Genomic DNA, 16,162 nt, shown 5'->3' with positions numbered 1-16,162 from the left:
CCCGTCGCCACCGGTGATGAACGCGGCGTTCCCGTCGATGAAGGTCTTGGTCTGGGTGGGGAAGGGTTGGCCCCCAACGTTCGCGTTTCGCCTATCCCTCAGACCTATCGACCATTGCGGTAGCGGGCTGAGCCCGGTTAACTCTCGCGAAACGACGTTTGCGAGAGGGAAACGTGATCACCTCTTTGTACTGGGTTCTGACGGCCGCCATGCTGGCCGCCTGCGTGGTCGCGGTCCGCGCTCGCCTGTTCGCCCTGGCCGTCGTGGCGGCCGCGCTCGTCTGGGACAACCTCGTCATCGCGGCCGGCTCCGCGTTCGGCGCCGGCGACCTGCTGCTCGGCCTCTCGGTGCCGCGGTACGTCGCGCACGCCCTGCTCACGCCGCTACTGATCCCGATCGTCTTCAAGATCCTCGGCTGGCCGCGGAAGGTTTGGGTGTGGACGCTCACCGGCGCGCTGATCGCGATCGGCGCCTACTTCGAGATCATCCGGCTGCGGCTGGAACCGGAGACGTACGCCGGCACCCTGCGTTACGTCAACGCCGCCGCGGCCGGGCCGCCGGTGCCGGCCATCGTGACCATCCTCGTCCTGATCGTCGCCGGGGCGATCGCCTGGCGGCGCGGCGGCCCGCCCTGGCTGTGCCTGGCCGCCGCGGCCATGTTCGCCGGCGCCGCCACCCTGGTTCCCTGGCTGGGCAACCTGGGCGAACTGGCGCTGCTCAGCGGGATCCTGCTGACCGCTCGCCGAATCCGCTCAAGCTGACCCCGCGCTCGCCGATGGGCGAGCGACGTGCGAAACGGGGGAACGGAATGACGAGGTGGCCGCGGGCGACCGCGCCGGCGTGGCCGGTGCACGCCGGGGTGCTCGCTGCCTCGGTGCTGGCCGCGATCTCGTACGCCGCCGCCGGTCCGCACCTGCGCGTGGTCATCTTCGCGATGGTCACCCTCCTGCCGATCGCGACCTTCGCCGGCGCCCTCGCCACCGGCTACCTCACCGACCGCCGCACCTGGGTCACCTCCGCCGTCGGACTCGTGCTCCTGGCCAGTTGCATGGCCTTCTGGTGGGACTGGGTTCCCGGGCACCACTTCGGCCGGGCCGAGGGCCGGGCCGCCGACTTCGGAATCGCCACCGCGCACCTGGTCTTCCTGGCCGGTGCGGCCGCGGGACTGCGCAAACGGGGGGTCGGCGACCTGGCCGGCCTGCTGGACGCGGCTCTGTTCGGGGTGTGCGTGGCCGGGCCGGCCTGGGCCTGGCTGATCGCGCCCCGGCTGACCGCGTCGGCCACCCCGGTCGGCGAGATGCTCGCCCTCACCGACATCGCGGTGCTCGCCGCCGTACTCGCCTGCCTGACCCGGATCGGGCGGCGGGCCCAGGCCGCCCGCGGGCCGATCTTCTATCTGGTGGTGTCCTGCGCGGCCACCCTCGGCGGGCACATCACCGGCACGCTCACCGCCCGCACCGGCAGCGCGGTCCCGACCGCGATCCTGCTGATGATCGCCTACCTGACCATCGCCGGGTCGGTGCTGCACCCGGCCGCGCCGCTGGTCACCGACCCGGGCAGCCCCGGCGAGGAGCCGAACGGGCGGCCGCCGCTGCTCTGGATGGGCGCCGCCCTGTGCGCCAACCCGCTGATCGCGATGATCCAGGGCGTGCGCGGCGACGACACCGCCAGCGTGGTGCTGTCGGTCTGCTCGATGCTCGCGGTGCCGCTGGTGCTGGCCCGGCTGCGGCAGATGTCGCAGTTGCGCAGCCGGGCCGAGCGGACCCTGGCCCACCACGCCCTGCACGACGAGCTGACCGGCCTGGCCAACCGGCGGCACGTGGTCGCCGAGATCGACCGGGCCCTGACCGACCTGGACCGCGGCACGATCGACGAGGTCACCGTGATCCTGCTCGACCTGGACGGGTTCAAGCCGGTCAACGACCGGTTCGGCCACCAGGCCGGCGACGCGGTGCTGCGGGCGGTGGCCGACCGGCTGACCGTGGCGGCCGGGCCGGACGACGTGGTGGGCCGGATCGGCGGCGACGAGTTCGTGCTGCTGCGTCGCGGGCCCGCCCCGGCCTCGCGATTGACGAGCCGGCTGGGTGACCCCATCGAGGTTGGTTCGGCGAGGGTAAAGGTGGGGGTCTCGTCCGGCATGGCGTCCGCGATTCGCGGCGAGGCGATGGACCGGGACACCCTGATCGGCCGGGCCGACGCCGCGATGTACGCCGAGAAGGCCGCCCACCGGCGTGAGCGTGACGCCGTCCTCCACCCGTCCAACCACCCCACCGCCGCCCTTGGACGGACTGCAGGCAGTTAGGATGTCCTAACTTTCGAGTGGGACGAGGTCGGGATGGCACAGCCGGAGTCGCTGGCGGAGTTGCTGAACGGGCGGCGGGCGGCCATCGACGCGACCCTCCCGGCCGCAGGCTTCGTGCTCGGCTGGCTGGCCGGTGGGCGTTCCATCTGGGCCGGCGCCGCCGTCGCGGTCGCCTGCGCCCTGGCCGTCTGCTGGTGGCGGCTGCGGCACGGCGACAAGCCCCGGGCGGTGCTGATCGGCCTGCTCGGCGTGTGCGTGGCCGCGTTGATCGCGCTGCGCACCGGCAAGGCCGAGGACTTCTTCCTGCTTCAACTGCTGAGCAACGCGGCCAGCGCGCTGGCCTGGGCGGTCAGCATCGTGCTGCGCTGGCCGCTGCTCGGCTTGGTGGTCGGCGGCGTGCTCGGGCAGAAGACCCGCTGGCGGCGCGACCCCGCGTTGCTCCGGTCGTACGGCCTGGCCAGCTGGGTGTGGGTGCTGCAGTACGTGATCCGGCTGGCCATCTTCCTGCCGCTCTACGCGGCCGGCCAGGTGGTCGCGCTCGGCGTGGCCCGGATCGCGCTGACCTGGCCGCTGATCGCGGCGTGCCTGGCGGTGAGCTGGTGGGTGATCCGCAAGACCCTGCCGGCCGACCACCCGGGCCTGCGGCACCCGCAGACCAACTAAGGCCCTAGTGGGGTAGCCGCACGGTCACCGTCGTGCCGACGTTCTCGGCCGAGTCGACCTCGATCGAGCCGCCGTGGTTGTCCACGATCTTCTGGCAGATGGCCAGGCCCAGCCCGGTGCCCGGGATCGCCTGGCGGATCGCGTTGGTGGCCCGGAAGAACCGGACGAACAACGCGTTCTGCTCGGCCGGCGGGATGCCCATGCCGGTGTCGGCGACCCGGAGCACGGTGTGGTCCTCGGCCCGTTCGGCGTGCACCGTGACGGTGCCCTCGGGCGGGGTGAACTTCACCGCGTTGCCGATCAGGTTGACCAGCACCTTGTCCAGCTGGACGCCGTCACCACGCAGCGGCAGCGGTCCGCGCACCTCCACATGAAGCCGGACCGACGCCTTCTCCGCGGCCGGCCCGAAGGCGGTGATCGCCTTGGCGATCACCTGGGCGAGGTCCACCTCGCCCTGATCGCTGGAGAAACCGCCGGACTCGATCCGGGACAGGGTGAGGATGTCCTCGATCAGCTCGCGGAGCCGGCGGGCGTTGCGGGCGATCACCTCGAGCATCCGCTGCTGCCCGTCGGTCAGCTCGTCCGGTTCGCTGTCGCGCAGCAGCTCGACGTACCCGGAGATGCTGGTAAGCGGGGTGCGCAGCTCGTGCGAGATGGTCGCCATGAAGTCGGTCTTGGCGGCGTCCAGGGCCTTGAGCCGGGCCAGCAACTCTTCCTCGGTGCGCCGCAACTGCTCGGTCTCGGCGTCCTTGAGCCGGCCGTCGGCCCGCATCCGGCTGGCCAGATGCGCCATCGTCAGGGCGCCCAGCACGCCACCACCGGCCAGGCCGGCGAGGAAGGCCGCGCCGCAGGCCGGTCGTCTCATCGGCGGGCCCCTCCAGGAGGTCGATCAGGCCCGGGCCCGGCTCAGCAACGCTTGGATGCGTGAGACGAGTTCGCGGGGGCTGAAGGGCTTGGTCACGTAGTCGTCGGCGCCGGCGCTGAATCCGCCCTCGACGTCCTGCTCCTGGACGCGGGCGGTGAGCATGATGATCAGTATTCCGGCGGTGGCCGGATCGGCCCGCAGCATCCGGCAGACGTCGATGCCGGACAGGCCGGGCATCGAGACGTCCAGCACGGCGAGCGTCGGCTGACGGCTGCGGGCCTGTTCGAGGGCCGTCTGACCGTCCTCGACAGCGATCACGTCGAATCCGGCCTGTTCCAGCTTGAATGCCACCAGGTCACGGATGTCGGCGTCGTCGTCGGCGACCAGCACCACCGTCACGGGTTTCTCCTCGCTCGGCCCGTCTTCCCTGCCAAACCGCACCATATCCCGTTATTTGGGTGAGCACCGTCCGATCGTGCAACCCAGCCGCAACCGTGCAGCAGCGAACCTGCATCCTGGGACCGGTCTCCTGGTGTGAACGACGCCGCTACGCCCACCCGGCAGAGGAGGACCTGATGAACGCCGTACTGTCCGACGCGCTCTTCCTGTCCCACGTCCAACGATCCCAGCAGCTGCCCGCCGAGCTGATCCGGGCCGCGGTGACCGACACCGTGGACCGCATCGGCGAACAGCGCTGCGCCGAGCTGGTCGCGCAGGAATTCGGCGAGCATCCTGACTGCGCCCCCGGCCGGATGCGCTGGGCCCGCACCGCGGTGCAGCTGGCTTTCCACTGACGCTGCCCCTAAGCTCGTCGGCATGCACGCGCGATTGAGCATGTGGTGGCCCGCCAAACCGGCGGCCACACCCACCCGCGCGTAACCATCGCGGCCGCCTCCCCGAGGCGGCCGTTCTTCGTCATGGCCCTCCGCCTCGGCCGGCACCGCCCGCCTTCGGAGGAAACCAAATGCAACCGTTCGCCCTGCTGCACCGCGACGGCGCCGACCACGTCGAGGTGCTCACCGGTGACGTGATCACGGTGGCCACCCTCGCCGACATCCCGATCCGCGACGGCCTGCCCACGCTCGCCGTGGTGCCCTACCGCCAGATCGCCGAACGCGGCTTCGACTGCGTCGACGACGGTGCCCCGCTGGAATGCCTGCTGGTCTCGGCCCTTTCCAAGGAGCCGCTGACCGCTTTCCCGGCCGGGCCGCTGACGCTCAACCCCGGCGGCTTCGACCTCTCCGACGACGAGTACGGCGAGATCGTCGAGGAGGTGCTGCGCGACGAGATCGGCCACGGCGAGGGCGCCAACTTCGTCATCCACCGCGTCTACCAGGCGTCGGTCGACGGCGACCCGGTAGCCGCCGCGCGCGCCGCGTTCGGCCGGCTGCTCGCCGCCGAGCAGGGCACCTACTGGACGTTCCTGGTGCACACCGGCACCCGCACGCTGGTCGGCGCCACCCCCGAGCGGCACGTCAGCGTCGCCGACGGGATCACCATGATGAACCCGATCAGCGGCACCTTCCGGCACGGCAGTGGCGACCTGCTCGACTTCCTGGCCGACCCGAAGGAGATCGAGGAGCTCTACATGGTCCTCGACGAGGAACTCAAGATGATGGCCACGGTGGCCGAGCACGGCGGTCAGGTGGCCGGCCCGTACCTCAAGCAGATGGCGCACCTGACCCACACCGAATATCTGCTGGCCGGCCGGGGCGCGCTGGACGTCCGCGAGGTGCTGCGGGAGACCATGTTCGCCCCCACCGTCACCGGAAGCCCGATCGAGAACGCCTGCCGGGTGATCGCCCGGCACGAACGCCGCGGCCGCGGCTACTACGGCGGGGTGCTGGCCCTGCTCGGCCACGACGACCAGGGCCGGCAGACCCTGGACGCGCCGATCCTGATCCGCTCGGCCGAGATCTCGCTGGACGGCACCCTGCGGGTCCCGGTCGGTGCCACCCTGGTCCGGCATTCCACCGCGGCCGGCGAGGTGGCGGAAACCCACACCAAGGCGGCCGGGATCCTGGCCGCGCTGGGTGCCTCCGGTGACGCTCCGTTGCCCGTACGCCCCTCCGAGACCGAAGCGGTACGGGCGGCGCTGGCCGCACGGAACACCGACCTCGCCCGTTTCTGGCTGGATTCCCGCGCCCCCGGCGCACTGACCATCCCGTCGCTGGCCGGCCGCAGCGCCCTGATCGTCGACGGCGAGGACACCTTCACCGCGATGCTCGCCCACCAGCTGAAGGCCCTGGGCCTGACCGTCACGGTGATGCCGTGGCAGGCCGCGGTCGCCGGGATCGTCCCCGCCGACCTGGTCGTGGTCGGCCCCGGCCCCGGCGACCCCGATGACCTGACCGACCCGAAGATGGCCGCCATGCGCGACCTGGTGGCCGGCCTGCTGGCGGCCGACATCCCCACGCTGGGAGTCTGCCTGGGTCACGAGATCCTGGCCGTCCTGCTGGGCCTGCCGCTGCGCCGCCGCGACTCGCCCTACCAGGGCGTGGCCCGGGATGTGGACCTGTTCGGCCAGACTCGCCGGGTGGGCTTCTACTCCAGCTTCGCCGCGGTGGCCGACACGTCGCTGCTGGTCTCCCCGTACGGCCCGGTGGAGATCGCCGCCGACCCGGCCGACGCCGCCGTGCACGCCCTGCGGGGAGCCGGCTTCGCCGGCGTCCAGTTCCACCCCGAGTCGGTCCTGAGCCGAGACGGCGTGGCCATCCTGGCCGAGCTTCTGCCACCGCTGCTGTCCGGTGTGGTTAGCCCCGCCACGAACGGGTAGCAAAACCATAGGCCGGTGGTTCAAGGGGATCGAGAGCCTCCGCTTGGACCACCGGCCCCACCAGGTCCGCCGGCCAAGCCCCGCCCGGCCCCAGCCGGCGGACCTCCCACCGCGTCAAGTGGTCAGGCGGGTTTCACGCCGGGGGCGACGGTCAGGGTTTTGGTGGTGGTGTTGATGGTGGCCTTCGTGCCCAGGGGGACGGTCAGCTGGCCGTTGCCGTGGCCTACTCGTAGGCCGCCCAGGACCGGGACGCCCAGTTTGGACAGGCGGTCCTGCACCGCCTGGGCTGCGGTCCACTGGCCGGCCACCACCGGGGCGTTGGTGAACTGGCCCAGGGCCACGCCGGCCAGGTGGCTCAGCGCGCCTGCTCGGGTCAGGTGGGTCAGCATGCGGTCGTAGCTGTATGGGCCCTCGTCGGTGTCCTCCAGCAGGAGGATCGCGCCACGCAGGTTCGGCAGGTCCGGGGTGTGCAGGCTGGCCTGCAGCATTGTCAGGTTGCCGCCCAGCAACGTGCCCGTTGCTTCGCCGGGGACCGTTACTGCGGCGCTGGGCTCGGCCGGGTCGGTGGTCAGCACGATCGGGTCGGTGGTCATCACCGCCTTGCGCAGGGACTCGATCTCGGTGGGGCCGGTCCGTGAGTCGGTCCAGTTCACCATCGGGCCGTAGAAACTCACCTGCCTTGCGGCGGTCCACAACCGGCCACTGAGCACGGTCAGGTCGCTGAAGCCGACGAAGACCCGGGGGTCTCGGCGGACCGCGGCCAGGTCCAGGCCGTCGATGATCCGCTGGGTGCCGTAGCCGCCGCGGGCGGCGAAGATGCCGCGCACGCCGGGGTCGCGGAAGGCCGCGTTCAGGTCGGCCAGCCGGGCCTCGTCGGTGCCGGCCAGGTAGCCGTACTTGTCGTAGAGGTGTTCGCCGGGCTCCACCACCAGGCCGAAGCTCTCCAGGATCTGGATGCCTCGGGCCAGCCGGGTGTCGGGCACGCCGGCGGGGGCGACCACCCTTACCCGGTCGCCGGGGCGCAGCGCGGGCGGGCGGACCACCGGCCTGACTCCCGCCTGCGCGGGAGAGGCGGAGGTCGCGGACGCGGCGGTGGCGACCCCGGCGGCTGTCATGGTGATAAGGGTGCGGCGGGAGATCCTCACGCGGCGAACATTTCCGGGATTCCCCTAGACAGTCAAGTTGATCGATCATTACCCAGCGAAACTCGATCTTAACTCGGTGTCATCGTTCGTGTACGTACGTGGACCCGGCGTGTGGCGGCTGCTTTGATGGCCGGGTGAAGGCCTTCTCCCGAGGCCCGATGGCGCTCGTGCTCGTGACCATCGGGCTAGGGCTCAACCTGCGGGCCTCGGTCCTGCTCGGCCCGCACCTGCACGAGCGGTTCGGGGTCACCCCGGGCTGGCACCTGGCCCTGATCGGGTTGCCGGTGCTGGTGGCGGCGCTCGTCCGGTCGCCGGTCGGGGTGCTCACCGATCGGTACGGCGTACGGGTGATGCTTCCCGCGGTCAGCCTGGTCGCCGCGGCCTCCGTGATCGGGCTCGGCCTGGCCGGCTCGCTGCCCGCGGTGGTGGTCGCCGGGGCGGTCGCGGGCACCGGCAGCGCGGCGTTCGTGGTCGGTGCCGCTCTTGTCGCGCGCCTGTTCCCGTACGGCCGGCGCGGTCTTGTTCTTGGGGTTTTCGGTCTTGGGGTGGCCCTCGCCCTGCTGCTTTCGCTGGTGTCCTGGAGTCTCGACCGGGAAGGGCGGCTCACCGCGCTGCTGCTCGGCGGGCTGCTGGTGGCGTTCGCCGGGGTGGCGGCGGCGCTCATCCGGGAGCCCGCGCCGGTCGGTCGTGGCGGGTCGCCGATCCGGGAATGCGTGACGCTGATCCGGCTGGCCGCGACGTCGTCGGTGACGCTGCTCTATGTGGTCGCGCTGAGCGGGATGGTGTCGATCGCCGTGTTCCTGCCGGTCTACCTGGCCTCGGCGCTCCATTTCGGGTGGACGCACGCCCTCGCGGTCACCGGGTCGGTGGTCGCCGCGGCCGCGGTGGCGCGGCTGGCCGGCGGCTGGTGGACCGACCGGCATCCGACCGTCCGGCTGCTGGTGGTCTGCTACGGCATCGCCGCCGGCCTGTGCGTGATCGTCGCGGTGGCGCCCCGGTTCTGGCCGGCGATCGCCGGAATCGCGGTCTGCGACGGGCTGGCCGGTGGGGCCCTGCTCGCGTTGATCGGCAAGGCCGCCCAGCCGTACAGCGTGGGTGCGGTGATGGGGGTGACCGGTGCGGCCGGCACCCTGGGCGCGCTGATTCCGCCGTTGCTGCTCGCCGGGCTGCACGGGCTGACCCACTCGTACACCGCGGGCTGGACCCTGCTGGCCGCGGTCCTGCTGGCCGCGATGCTGTACGTCCGTACCCGTGATCTCCGGGTCGGTTTGGGGTTGGCGGTCGGGTTCCGGCCGGGGACCAGCCCGACCACGACGACGGTGGCGGTCCTCGCCGAACCGGACACCCGGCTGGGCGCGGCGGCCGTGGTGGCCGGCCTCGCCGAGCTGGCCACCAGTGACGAGCTGGTCGTGGTCTACGGGGTCGACGAGCGGCCGCGGCCCGGGCTCAGCGCGGCCGGCCTGGTGGCCGGTCTCCGGGTCCGGCTCCCCCGGCACAGCGTCGTCGCGGTCCCGCTCCACGAGAACCCGGAGATGCTCGGCCAGGACGCCCTCCTGCTGGTCGAGCACGTCGACGCCGGCGCGCTGACGATCGCGGTGGCCGGGACGGCGAACCGGCACCGGGTCGCCGCCGATCTCTCCATCTATCTGCAGGCCGATCGGGTGCTGACGGTCTCGTACGATCCGGCCGAAGGTGCCGAGCTGCATCCGGTCGGATCGGGGCCGCCGCGTTCGTAGTACGGGTGAGCACCTACTGAGGAGATGGTCATGCAGTACCTGTTTTCCGTGATCGCCGAAGGTTCCCCCGACGCCGACGAGGCCGAGATGGCGGCCATCGACGTCTTCAACGAACGGCTCCAGGCCGACGGCAACTGGGTCTTCGCCGGCGGCCTCGGTGGCACCGACTCGGCCACCGTCGTCGACAACCGCGGCGGCGCGGCGCTGATCACCGACGGGCCGTTCGTGGAGACGAAGGAGTTCCTGGCCGGGTTCTGGATCATCGAGGCCGCCGACCTCGACGTGGCGCTCAAGCTCGCCACCGAGGGATCCAAGGCGTGCAACCGCAAGGTCGAGGTGCGGCCGTTCCTGTGACCGATCTCCGGGAAGCGATCACCCAGGCCCATCGGGCGGAGTGGGCGCGAGTCGTCGCCGCCCTGGCCCGGCGGTTCGGTGACCTCGACATCGCCGAGGAGGCGACGGCCGAGGCGTTCGTGACCGCCGTCGAACGGTGGCCGGCCGACGGCGTACCGCCCAATCCCGGCGCCTGGCTGACGGTGACCGCCAACCGCAAGGCCATCGACCGGATCCGGCGCGAGAACAAAAGGGACGACAAGCAAAGGGAGGCACAGATGGCGTACGACGACAGCCCGCCCGAGCCGACCGGTGCCGTCGACGACGAGCGGCTCCGGCTGATCTTCACCTGCTGCCACCCGGCGCTCGCCCCGGAGACCCGCGTCGCGCTGACCCTGCGGATGGTCGGCGGCCTGACCGTGTCCGAGATCGCCCGCGCCTTCCTGGTCCAGGAAACCGCCATGGGCCAGCGGATCACCCGGGCCAAAGCCAAGATCAAGGCGACCCGGATCCCGTACCGGGTGCCGTCGGCCGAGGATCTCCCGGCCCGGGTGTCCGGCGTACTCGCCGTGCTCTTCCTGGTCTTCAACGAGGGCTACCTGGCGACCGGCCCGGACACCGATCCGGTCCGGCACGACCTGACCACCGAGGCGATCCGGCTCGCCCGGCTGATCCGCGCCCTGCTGCCGGACGACGGCGAGGTGGCCGGGCTGCTGGCGCTGATGCTGCTCACCGAGGCCCGGCGGGCCGCCCGGGTCTCGCCCGACGGCGAACTGGTCACCCTGGACCGGCAGGACCGCAACGCCTGGGACAGCGGGCTGATCGCCGAGGGACACCGGCTGGTGCGCGAGCGGCTGGCCTCCGGGGTGGCGCCCGGCCGCTACCAGATCCTCGCGGCGATCAACGCCGTGCACACCTCGCCCCGGACCGACTGGTCGCAGATCATCGCCCTCTACGACCACCTGCTCCGGATCGATCCGTCGCCGATCGTCGCCCTCAACCGGGCCGTCGCGGTCGCCGAACTCGACGGACCGGAGGTGGCGCTGGCGGCCGTCGACCGGCTCGCCGGCCGGTTGGCCGACTACCACGCCTACCACGCGACCCGGGCCGACCTGCTGCGCCGGCTGGGCCGCGACGACCAGGCCCGCGCGGCCTACGACCTCGCCATCGACCTGGCCGGCAACACGGCCGAGACCGCCTATCTGACCCGCCGCCGCGATCAGCTGATCTCCTGAGGACAGAGACGTTTCGGGCCCGGCCGAAGTGGGTAATGCGCGTCGCGTCGCATTCCGAGGGGGAAGAATGGCAGAGCCGCAGGTCACCCTGGACCCGAACAGCTTGAACCCGGTGGAGGACAAGCTCCGCGGGCCACTCGAGGAACAACTGACCTCAGCCCTGCGGGCCGCAACCGAGAAGACCAAGCAGACGTACGCCGGTGAAAGCGTCGAGACGGTCACCGAAACCCTGCTGACGCGTACGAAGTCCGCGTTGCACCACGACATCGCCGACGGCTTCCACCCGGACCCGGCCCAGCTCCGCCAGGTGGCCGAGTCCATCGTCGCCGGCGCCGACACCCGGGATCTCCCCCGGCCTCGCTAGATCAGTGTTTCCAGCGGCGTGTCCGGACCGGCGGCCTCGAGGCCGAAGTCCAGTTCCTCGCGCACGTCCTCGATGGTGCCGTCGTCGCCGAGCACCTCGGGGACGTCGTTGCTGAACTCCAGCTCATCGAGCATGTCGTAGGCCTCGCCCAGAGTGGACGCGCCCCTCGCCTGCGCCCAACGTAGGGTGTTCCGGGCCTCGGCCGACGGCGCGAACTCTTCATCCCACGGGTTGCTCACACCTTTATCCAAGCAGTTCGCGATCGCCAAGAATGGCCGCGTGGCCGCACCGCCGCCGCCGTATGTCGTGAATCACATCGCGTCCCTTGGTGAAGGTGGCAAGGGGTAGCAAGCCGCGCAATCGGGCGATATCGCTAACGCGAGATCGGCTCATTCTTTGGTGGCTTTCCGTGAAGAGCGGGGGGTACCGACGAGTAACCCCAAATCGCCTGGCGTGCGGTCTGTCAAGTGCGCAAGCGCAGGCGGGGCGAGGTCGGAAAAATGTCACCTACGGTGACCTTCCCCGGTAGCGATCGATGAGTATGCTCCCCTATTCGAGCGGCTCCGCACTTTCCCTGCAGATTCCGCCTTGGTGGCCGGAGGGCTAAACGCCCGCGCCGGTCCGCCGGTCCTGCCGATGACGAGACGGATATGCATCACCAGAAACGGGAGCGCTCCACATGGCCAGTAGGCCTCTGAGGCCCGGCGACCCACGGCGGCTCGGCGACTATCAGTTGCTGGCCCGGCTTGGCGAAGGGGGCATGGGCACCGTCTTCCTCGGCCGCGACCCGGACGGGCAGCCGGTGGCGGTGAAGGCCATCAAGCCGGAGTTCGCCGGGGACGAGGAGTTCCGCGCCCGGTTCCGCAGCGAGGTCAACCGCGCCCGCGAGGTGCCGTCCTTCTGCACCGCCGCGGTCCTGGCGGCCGACCCGGACAGCGAAACTCCGTACCTGGTGGTGGAGTACGTCGACGGGCCCAGCCTGCAGGAGATGGTGCACGAGCGCGGCCCGATGTCGCCGGGCGACCTGCACAGCGTGGCGGTCGGGGTGGCGGCCGCGCTGACCGCGATCCACGGCGTCGGCGTCATCCACCGCGACCTGAAGCCGGCCAACGTGCTGCTCTCGCTGGGCCTGCCCAAGGTGATCGACTTCGGCATCGCCCGCGCGCTCGAGGGAACGACCCAGCACACCCGGCCGGGCCGGTTCGTGGGCACCGTCGACTACATGGCCCCGGAACGGCTCGACTCCAGCGTCGGCCTGGTCACCCCGGCGGCCGACATCTTCGCCTGGGGCGCGGTGATCGCCTTCGCCGGCACCGGGCACATCCCGTTCCAGGGTGACACCCCGATGGCGACGGCGGCCCAGATCCTGACCCGGCCGCCGGATCTGTACGGCCTTCCCGCCTCGCTGACCGAACTCGTCGCGCAGGCCCTCGACAAGGACCCCCGCAAGCGGCCCACCGCCAACGAACTGCTGCAGCGGCTGCTCCTGGTGGCGACGCCCAAACTGATCACGGTGGACACGCCCAGCCCGATCGCGGCGGACGTGCGGACACCGGTCCCGCGCGACCGGCGGGAGAACGGCCGCTTCGACGCTCGCGACCTGCTGGAGCAGATCATCGCGGAGAACCCGGCGGCCTCGCCGTACGCGGTCGCGCCGATGTCCCGCTCGGTCGAGCGGCAACTCAACAAGGTGCGGCGCCCACAGCCGACCCGGCCACGCGTCGGCACCCGCACGCGCACCCGCAGCCGTACGCCCCGGCGGTTGATCTATGCGGTGGCCGCCGTGCTGCTGGCCTCGGCCACCGGGGTGACGCTGGCCTACGCCCAGAACACCGGCAAGGAACCGTCGGTGGCGGCGACGCAACTCGCGCCGGAGTCCGCGCCGGCCTCGGCCTCGGTGAAGCTGCTCGGTCCGTCGTTCTCCGATCCGCTGCGCGAACCGGGCCGCTTCCAGGAGAGCACCAGCGAGGCCGGCCGCTGCACGTTCCGGGACGCTCGCCTGCACGCGCAGGCCACCGGCCGGTCGACTTACCAGTGTCACGGACCGACCGACGCGTTCGCCGGCGACCAGTCGATCGCGGTGAACCTCACCCTGGCCGGCGCCGGCTCCTGCGCCATGATCTGGTTCCGCCACCTGGACACCCGCGGCTACCAGCTGACCGCCTGCGCGGAGGTCCTGGAACTCGAGGAGCTGAACGGCGCGGTGCTGACCTCGATCGGCCGTACCTCGGCGGTGGCCCTGGCCCCGGGCACGCCGCACAATCTGTCCATCGTGATCAGCGGCGGCCACGCCACGGTCTCGGTCGACGACAAGCCGGCCGTGCAGGCCGCCGTCGCCGACCCCAACCTGGCCTCCGGCCGCGTCCAGCTGGGCGTCACCAACACCGACAAGGCCAAGAACGCCGAGGTGTCCTTCGCCAACCTCGACGTCCGAGCCGGCTGACCTCAGTAGCCCGCGGTCCCTTCCGCGCCCCACCAGCTGACCAGGCGCTCGGCCATGCCCGGGGTGCCGGCTCCGACCGCGTCCAGCAATCGGCTGATGTCGGCAGCGTCGGCTTCCAGCGCCAGGGCGGTCAGCAGCGACCCGATCAGGTGGTCGCTCCTGGGATCGTCCAACAGCTGGCGCACCTGATGGATGGCGGTGTGGTGGTCGGCCGCGACCCGGCGGACCTGCTCGTCCGGGTCGTTCGAGAGCTGAGCGGTCAGGTCGATCATCGCCGCCGTGTTCATGCCCGCGACCTCGCGGGTCGCCGCGTAGAGGGCGTAGAAGCGGGTGTCGGCGTCGTCGTCCTGGCAGAGCCGGATCAGGGCGTCCGCGGCGTCCGGTTCAACATCGGCCGGATAGACCAGCCCGGGTATGGCTGCGGCGACGCTGAAGCGCACCCATTCGTCGGGGTGGGTGGCGTAGGCGAGAATTTGCGGCAACGCCTCCCGGGCCGCGTGGTAATTCAGAGCGGAGATGATCCAGCGGAGGACGTCCGGGTCTGGTTCGTCGCGAAGCCGGGCGAGCAGCAGCAGGATCGTCTCGTCCCGGAACGGCCGGCCCCCGTCCGTCTCGGGGCCGAGTTCACGCAGGATGCGCACCCCGAGCGCACGTCGCGCGGCGCCGCCGTCGGTGGTCAGCGCCACAGCGGCGTCGAACACCTCGCGGTTGGCGCGGCGGTGCAGCGCGAGCAGGAAGACCGACGGCTGGTCCGTGTCCTCCTCGGCCTCGCGCAAAGCCAGCCGCACCAGCACCTCGGTGGCCAGCCGGTCCGGCTCGGGCACCACGACGTCGCTCACCCGCCCGAGTCTGCCGCCCCGCCGCTGTCCCTGCTCGAAATTAACCGCGCCGGCGGTTAGCCGGCCTCGGTGCACTGGTTGTCCTGGTCGGCCAGGGCGAGCAGGACCACCTGGACCTTGGCGTCCTTCGGGCCGCTGCCACCGCCGACGTGGAAGACGAAGACGTAGTTGGCCTTCGGGTTGGCCGGCACCGGGGCGGCCAGGTAGCCGGTCGCCTGTTCCTGCTGCTCCGGCGTGCCTCGGTCGGCGTGGTTCAGCTTCGGGTAGGCCTTCGCCACCTCGGCGACGGTCGCGCCGGCGGCGATTCCCTCCGGCGTCTTCACCGTGGGGGCCGCCGTGATGACGGCCAGGCCGTGGTCACGGGCGAAGTGGATGTCGGCGGCGTCGGCCGCGTAGACGTGGCATTTGCCGGTGGTGTCGGCGGCCAGGTCGGCCGGGATGCGCACCTGGTCGGTGGCGTTGGCGTCGGCCACGCTCATCCCCAGCGTCAGCTTGCCGATGCCGTTCGGGCCCAGCACGAGGTCGTCGCCGAGGCTCAGCGCCATGGCCGCCTGATGGTATTTCTGGGCGTCCTGTGTGTCCCGAACCAGGTGGAAACCGGCGAACGCCAGCACCACGACAAGGCCGGCCTGCACCAGCCGAACAACCACGGTCCGCATTGATCCCCACCTAAGCCCCAAGGTGATGAGGATCGTAACTACCGGGTGATCCGTTGGATACCCACGAGTAGCTTGAGTTTATGCGCTGGGCGGGATGCAGCAGTCGGCGCAGACCTTCGAGCGGGGCAGGGTGAAGGCCAGGCAGCAGGTCCGACGGCGTACGGCCGGCCTGCCGTTGGGGCCCGGCACCAGGTCGATCAGCTCGTCGATCTCCAGGGCGCGCAGGATCCGGCCGATCGGCGCGTCCTCGAGGCGCAGCAGCGGATGTGCGATCCCCGAGGCCAGCGAGCCGAGCAGCACCCGCCGCCCGATCCGGACGGCGCCGTGCATCGACGCCAGCAGCGGGTAGAGATGCTGGTCGAGCAGCGACCGGCGCAGCGCCGCGAGCAACTCGTCCTCGCCGGCCACCACCAGGACGCCGGACCGCGCGCCCTCGGCCAGCCGGTCACCGGGCAGCACCGCCACCGTCAGGCTCGCCCGCAGACCGATCGTCACCAGCGCTTTCCCGTCAAAACGGACCAGCACGTCACCAGCGCTCAGCAACGGCACCCGGCGGGCCACCGCAAAACCCAGAACGGCCGGAAGAGCCAACCAATACGTGTACGCCTTCCAGGCGAGCGACGCGGCCGCGTGCGGCTGGGCCCGCCATTGACGGGCCGCCCGGTCCAGCAGCGTCGGCAGCAGGTCGTCGGCGAGCCGGGCGGCCGGCGCCCACCCGTCGTCGTCGGCCACGAGCAGGCCCGGCGCCACCCCGGGCAGGTCGACGGTCCCGAACATCGAGCGAATGGCGTCGAGCACAGGG

The 16,162-nt window shown here is 71.5% G+C and carries 17 protein-coding genes; 10 read left to right on the top strand and 7 right to left on the bottom strand.

Going from position 1 to position 16,162, the window contains the following annotated elements; genetic code table 11:
- Nucleotides 1–173 precede the first annotated feature (173 nt).
- From Ate02nite_RS21125 to Ate02nite_RS21115, 3 genes are read left to right on the top strand one after another with little or no spacing between them, the layout of a single operon-like run.
- Nucleotides 174–761 (top strand): hypothetical protein, encoded by a 588-nt coding sequence (locus tag Ate02nite_RS21125; RefSeq protein ID WP_203808153.1) that lies wholly within the window; start codon nucleotides 174–176, stop codon nucleotides 759–761.
- Nucleotides 762–808: 47 nt separating this feature from the next.
- Nucleotides 809–2,302: a GGDEF domain-containing protein gene (locus Ate02nite_RS21120; RefSeq protein ID WP_203808151.1), complete on the top strand. Its 1,494-nt coding sequence runs from the start codon at nucleotides 809–811 to the stop codon at nucleotides 2,300–2,302.
- A gap of 33 nt (nucleotides 2,303–2,335) precedes the next feature.
- On the top strand, nucleotides 2,336–2,965 hold the full coding sequence (locus Ate02nite_RS21115) for a DUF3159 domain-containing protein (RefSeq protein WP_203808149.1): 630 nt from the start codon (nucleotides 2,336–2,338) through the stop codon (nucleotides 2,963–2,965).
- Nucleotides 2,966–2,969: 4 nt separating this feature from the next.
- Here the strand turns inward: Ate02nite_RS21115 and Ate02nite_RS21110 are convergent, their stop codons facing one another.
- Both Ate02nite_RS21110 and Ate02nite_RS21105 read right to left on the bottom strand, forming a co-directional pair.
- Complete coding sequence (locus Ate02nite_RS21110; RefSeq protein WP_203808147.1) at nucleotides 2,970–3,830, bottom strand: sensor histidine kinase; 861 nt, start codon at nucleotides 3,828–3,830, stop codon at nucleotides 2,970–2,972.
- A 24-nt stretch (nucleotides 3,831–3,854) separates the two neighbouring features.
- Nucleotides 3,855–4,229 (bottom strand): response regulator transcription factor, encoded by a 375-nt coding sequence (locus Ate02nite_RS21105; RefSeq protein WP_203808145.1) that lies wholly within the window; start codon nucleotides 4,227–4,229, stop codon nucleotides 3,855–3,857.
- Between the two features lie 176 nt (nucleotides 4,230–4,405).
- Between Ate02nite_RS21105 and Ate02nite_RS21100 the strand changes: the two genes are divergently transcribed.
- The gene (locus Ate02nite_RS21100) at nucleotides 4,406–4,624 is read left to right on the top strand and encodes a hypothetical protein (RefSeq protein WP_203808143.1); all 219 of its coding nucleotides are present in this window, start codon (nucleotides 4,406–4,408) and stop codon (nucleotides 4,622–4,624) included.
- Between the two features lie 170 nt (nucleotides 4,625–4,794).
- Complete coding sequence (locus tag Ate02nite_RS21095; RefSeq protein WP_203808141.1) at nucleotides 4,795–6,606, top strand: anthranilate synthase family protein; 1,812 nt, start codon at nucleotides 4,795–4,797, stop codon at nucleotides 6,604–6,606.
- 122 nt (nucleotides 6,607–6,728) lie between these two features.
- Here Ate02nite_RS21095 and Ate02nite_RS21090 read toward each other — a convergent pair whose 3' ends face one another.
- Complete coding sequence (locus tag Ate02nite_RS21090; RefSeq protein ID WP_203808138.1) at nucleotides 6,729–7,721, bottom strand: S66 peptidase family protein; 993 nt, start codon at nucleotides 7,719–7,721, stop codon at nucleotides 6,729–6,731.
- A gap of 188 nt (nucleotides 7,722–7,909) precedes the next feature.
- On the opposite strand from Ate02nite_RS21090, the gene Ate02nite_RS21085 reads away from it, so the two are divergent.
- The 4 genes from Ate02nite_RS21085 to Ate02nite_RS21070 all read left to right on the top strand — a co-directional run bounded on the left by Ate02nite_RS21085 (nucleotide 7,910) and on the right by Ate02nite_RS21070 (nucleotide 11,419).
- A complete protein-coding gene (locus Ate02nite_RS21085; protein WP_203808136.1) occupies nucleotides 7,910–9,487 on the top strand; it encodes an MFS transporter in 1,578 nt (525 codons plus the stop codon).
- A gap of 30 nt (nucleotides 9,488–9,517) precedes the next feature.
- Complete coding sequence (locus tag Ate02nite_RS21080) at nucleotides 9,518–9,841, top strand: YciI family protein (RefSeq protein WP_203808134.1); 324 nt, start codon at nucleotides 9,518–9,520, stop codon at nucleotides 9,839–9,841.
- Entirely contained in the window at nucleotides 9,838–11,055 is a 1,218-nt protein-coding gene (locus Ate02nite_RS21075) for an RNA polymerase sigma factor (RefSeq protein ID WP_203808132.1), read from the top strand. The genes Ate02nite_RS21080 and Ate02nite_RS21075 overlap by 4 nt, the downstream gene beginning before the upstream one ends.
- A 67-nt stretch (nucleotides 11,056–11,122) precedes the next feature.
- A complete protein-coding gene (locus Ate02nite_RS21070; protein ID WP_203808130.1) occupies nucleotides 11,123–11,419 on the top strand; it encodes a hypothetical protein in 297 nt (98 codons plus the stop codon).
- Here the strand turns inward: Ate02nite_RS21070 and Ate02nite_RS21065 are convergent.
- Nucleotides 11,416–11,658 (bottom strand): hypothetical protein, encoded by a 243-nt coding sequence (locus Ate02nite_RS21065; RefSeq protein ID WP_203808128.1) that lies wholly within the window; start codon nucleotides 11,656–11,658, stop codon nucleotides 11,416–11,418. The genes Ate02nite_RS21070 and Ate02nite_RS21065 overlap by 4 nt on opposite strands.
- A 440-nt stretch (nucleotides 11,659–12,098) precedes the next feature.
- Here Ate02nite_RS21065 and Ate02nite_RS21060 point away from each other — a divergent pair, with 440 nt between their 5' ends.
- The gene (locus tag Ate02nite_RS21060) at nucleotides 12,099–13,862 is read left to right on the top strand and encodes a serine/threonine-protein kinase (RefSeq protein WP_203808125.1); all 1,764 of its coding nucleotides are present in this window, start codon (nucleotides 12,099–12,101) and stop codon (nucleotides 13,860–13,862) included.
- 2 nt (nucleotides 13,863–13,864) lie between these two features.
- On the opposite strand, the gene Ate02nite_RS21055 is transcribed toward Ate02nite_RS21060, so the two are convergent.
- From Ate02nite_RS21055 to Ate02nite_RS21045, 3 genes are all read right to left on the bottom strand, one after another.
- Entirely contained in the window at nucleotides 13,865–14,701 is an 837-nt protein-coding gene (locus tag Ate02nite_RS21055) for a HEAT repeat domain-containing protein (RefSeq protein WP_203808123.1), read from the bottom strand.
- 56 nt (nucleotides 14,702–14,757) lie between these two features.
- Entirely contained in the window at nucleotides 14,758–15,360 is a 603-nt protein-coding gene (locus tag Ate02nite_RS21050) for a hypothetical protein (RefSeq protein WP_203808122.1), read from the bottom strand.
- Nucleotides 15,361–15,438: 78 nt separating this feature from the next.
- Nucleotides 15,439–16,137: a (2Fe-2S)-binding protein gene (locus Ate02nite_RS21045; RefSeq protein ID WP_203808323.1), complete on the bottom strand. Its 699-nt coding sequence runs from the start codon at nucleotides 16,135–16,137 to the stop codon at nucleotides 15,439–15,441.
- Between the last annotated feature and the right edge of the window lie 25 nt (nucleotides 16,138–16,162).

The organism is Paractinoplanes tereljensis, assembly GCF_016862435.1.
Classification (GTDB): Bacteria; Actinomycetota; Actinomycetes; order Mycobacteriales; family Micromonosporaceae; genus Actinoplanes; species Actinoplanes tereljensis.
Note: the sequence above shows the minus strand (reverse complement) of the source record. Positions and strands in the feature narration are given on the sequence as shown.

Excerpts from the sequence above, each read along its gene's own strand:
- Ate02nite_RS21070 (WP_203808130.1), top strand. The coding sequence starts at position 11,123 with ATGGCAGAGCCGCAGGTCACCCTGGACCCGAACAGCTTGAACCCGGTG.
- Ate02nite_RS21060 (WP_203808125.1), top strand. The coding sequence starts at position 12,099 with ATGGCCAGTAGGCCTCTGAGGCCCGGCGACCCACGGCGGCTCGGCGAC.
- Ate02nite_RS21115 (WP_203808149.1), top strand. The coding sequence starts at position 2,336 with ATGGCACAGCCGGAGTCGCTGGCGGAGTTGCTGAACGGGCGGCGGGCG.
- Ate02nite_RS21050 (WP_203808122.1), bottom strand. The coding sequence starts at position 15,360 with ATGCGGACCGTGGTTGTTCGGCTGGTGCAGGCCGGCCTTGTCGTGGTG.
- Ate02nite_RS21100 (WP_203808143.1), top strand. The coding sequence starts at position 4,406 with ATGAACGCCGTACTGTCCGACGCGCTCTTCCTGTCCCACGTCCAACGA.
- Ate02nite_RS21090 (WP_203808138.1), bottom strand. The coding sequence starts at position 7,721 with ATGACAGCCGCCGGGGTCGCCACCGCCGCGTCCGCGACCTCCGCCTCT.
- Ate02nite_RS21045 (WP_203808323.1), bottom strand. The coding sequence starts at position 16,137 with ATGTTCGGGACCGTCGACCTGCCCGGGGTGGCGCCGGGCCTGCTCGTG.
- Ate02nite_RS21085 (WP_203808136.1), top strand. The coding sequence starts at position 7,910 with ATGGCGCTCGTGCTCGTGACCATCGGGCTAGGGCTCAACCTGCGGGCC.
- Ate02nite_RS21095 (WP_203808141.1), top strand. The coding sequence starts at position 4,795 with ATGCAACCGTTCGCCCTGCTGCACCGCGACGGCGCCGACCACGTCGAG.
- Ate02nite_RS21080 (WP_203808134.1), top strand. The coding sequence starts at position 9,518 with ATGCAGTACCTGTTTTCCGTGATCGCCGAAGGTTCCCCCGACGCCGAC.
- Ate02nite_RS21110 (WP_203808147.1), bottom strand. The coding sequence starts at position 3,830 with ATGAGACGACCGGCCTGCGGCGCGGCCTTCCTCGCCGGCCTGGCCGGT.
- Ate02nite_RS21120 (WP_203808151.1), top strand. The coding sequence starts at position 809 with ATGACGAGGTGGCCGCGGGCGACCGCGCCGGCGTGGCCGGTGCACGCC.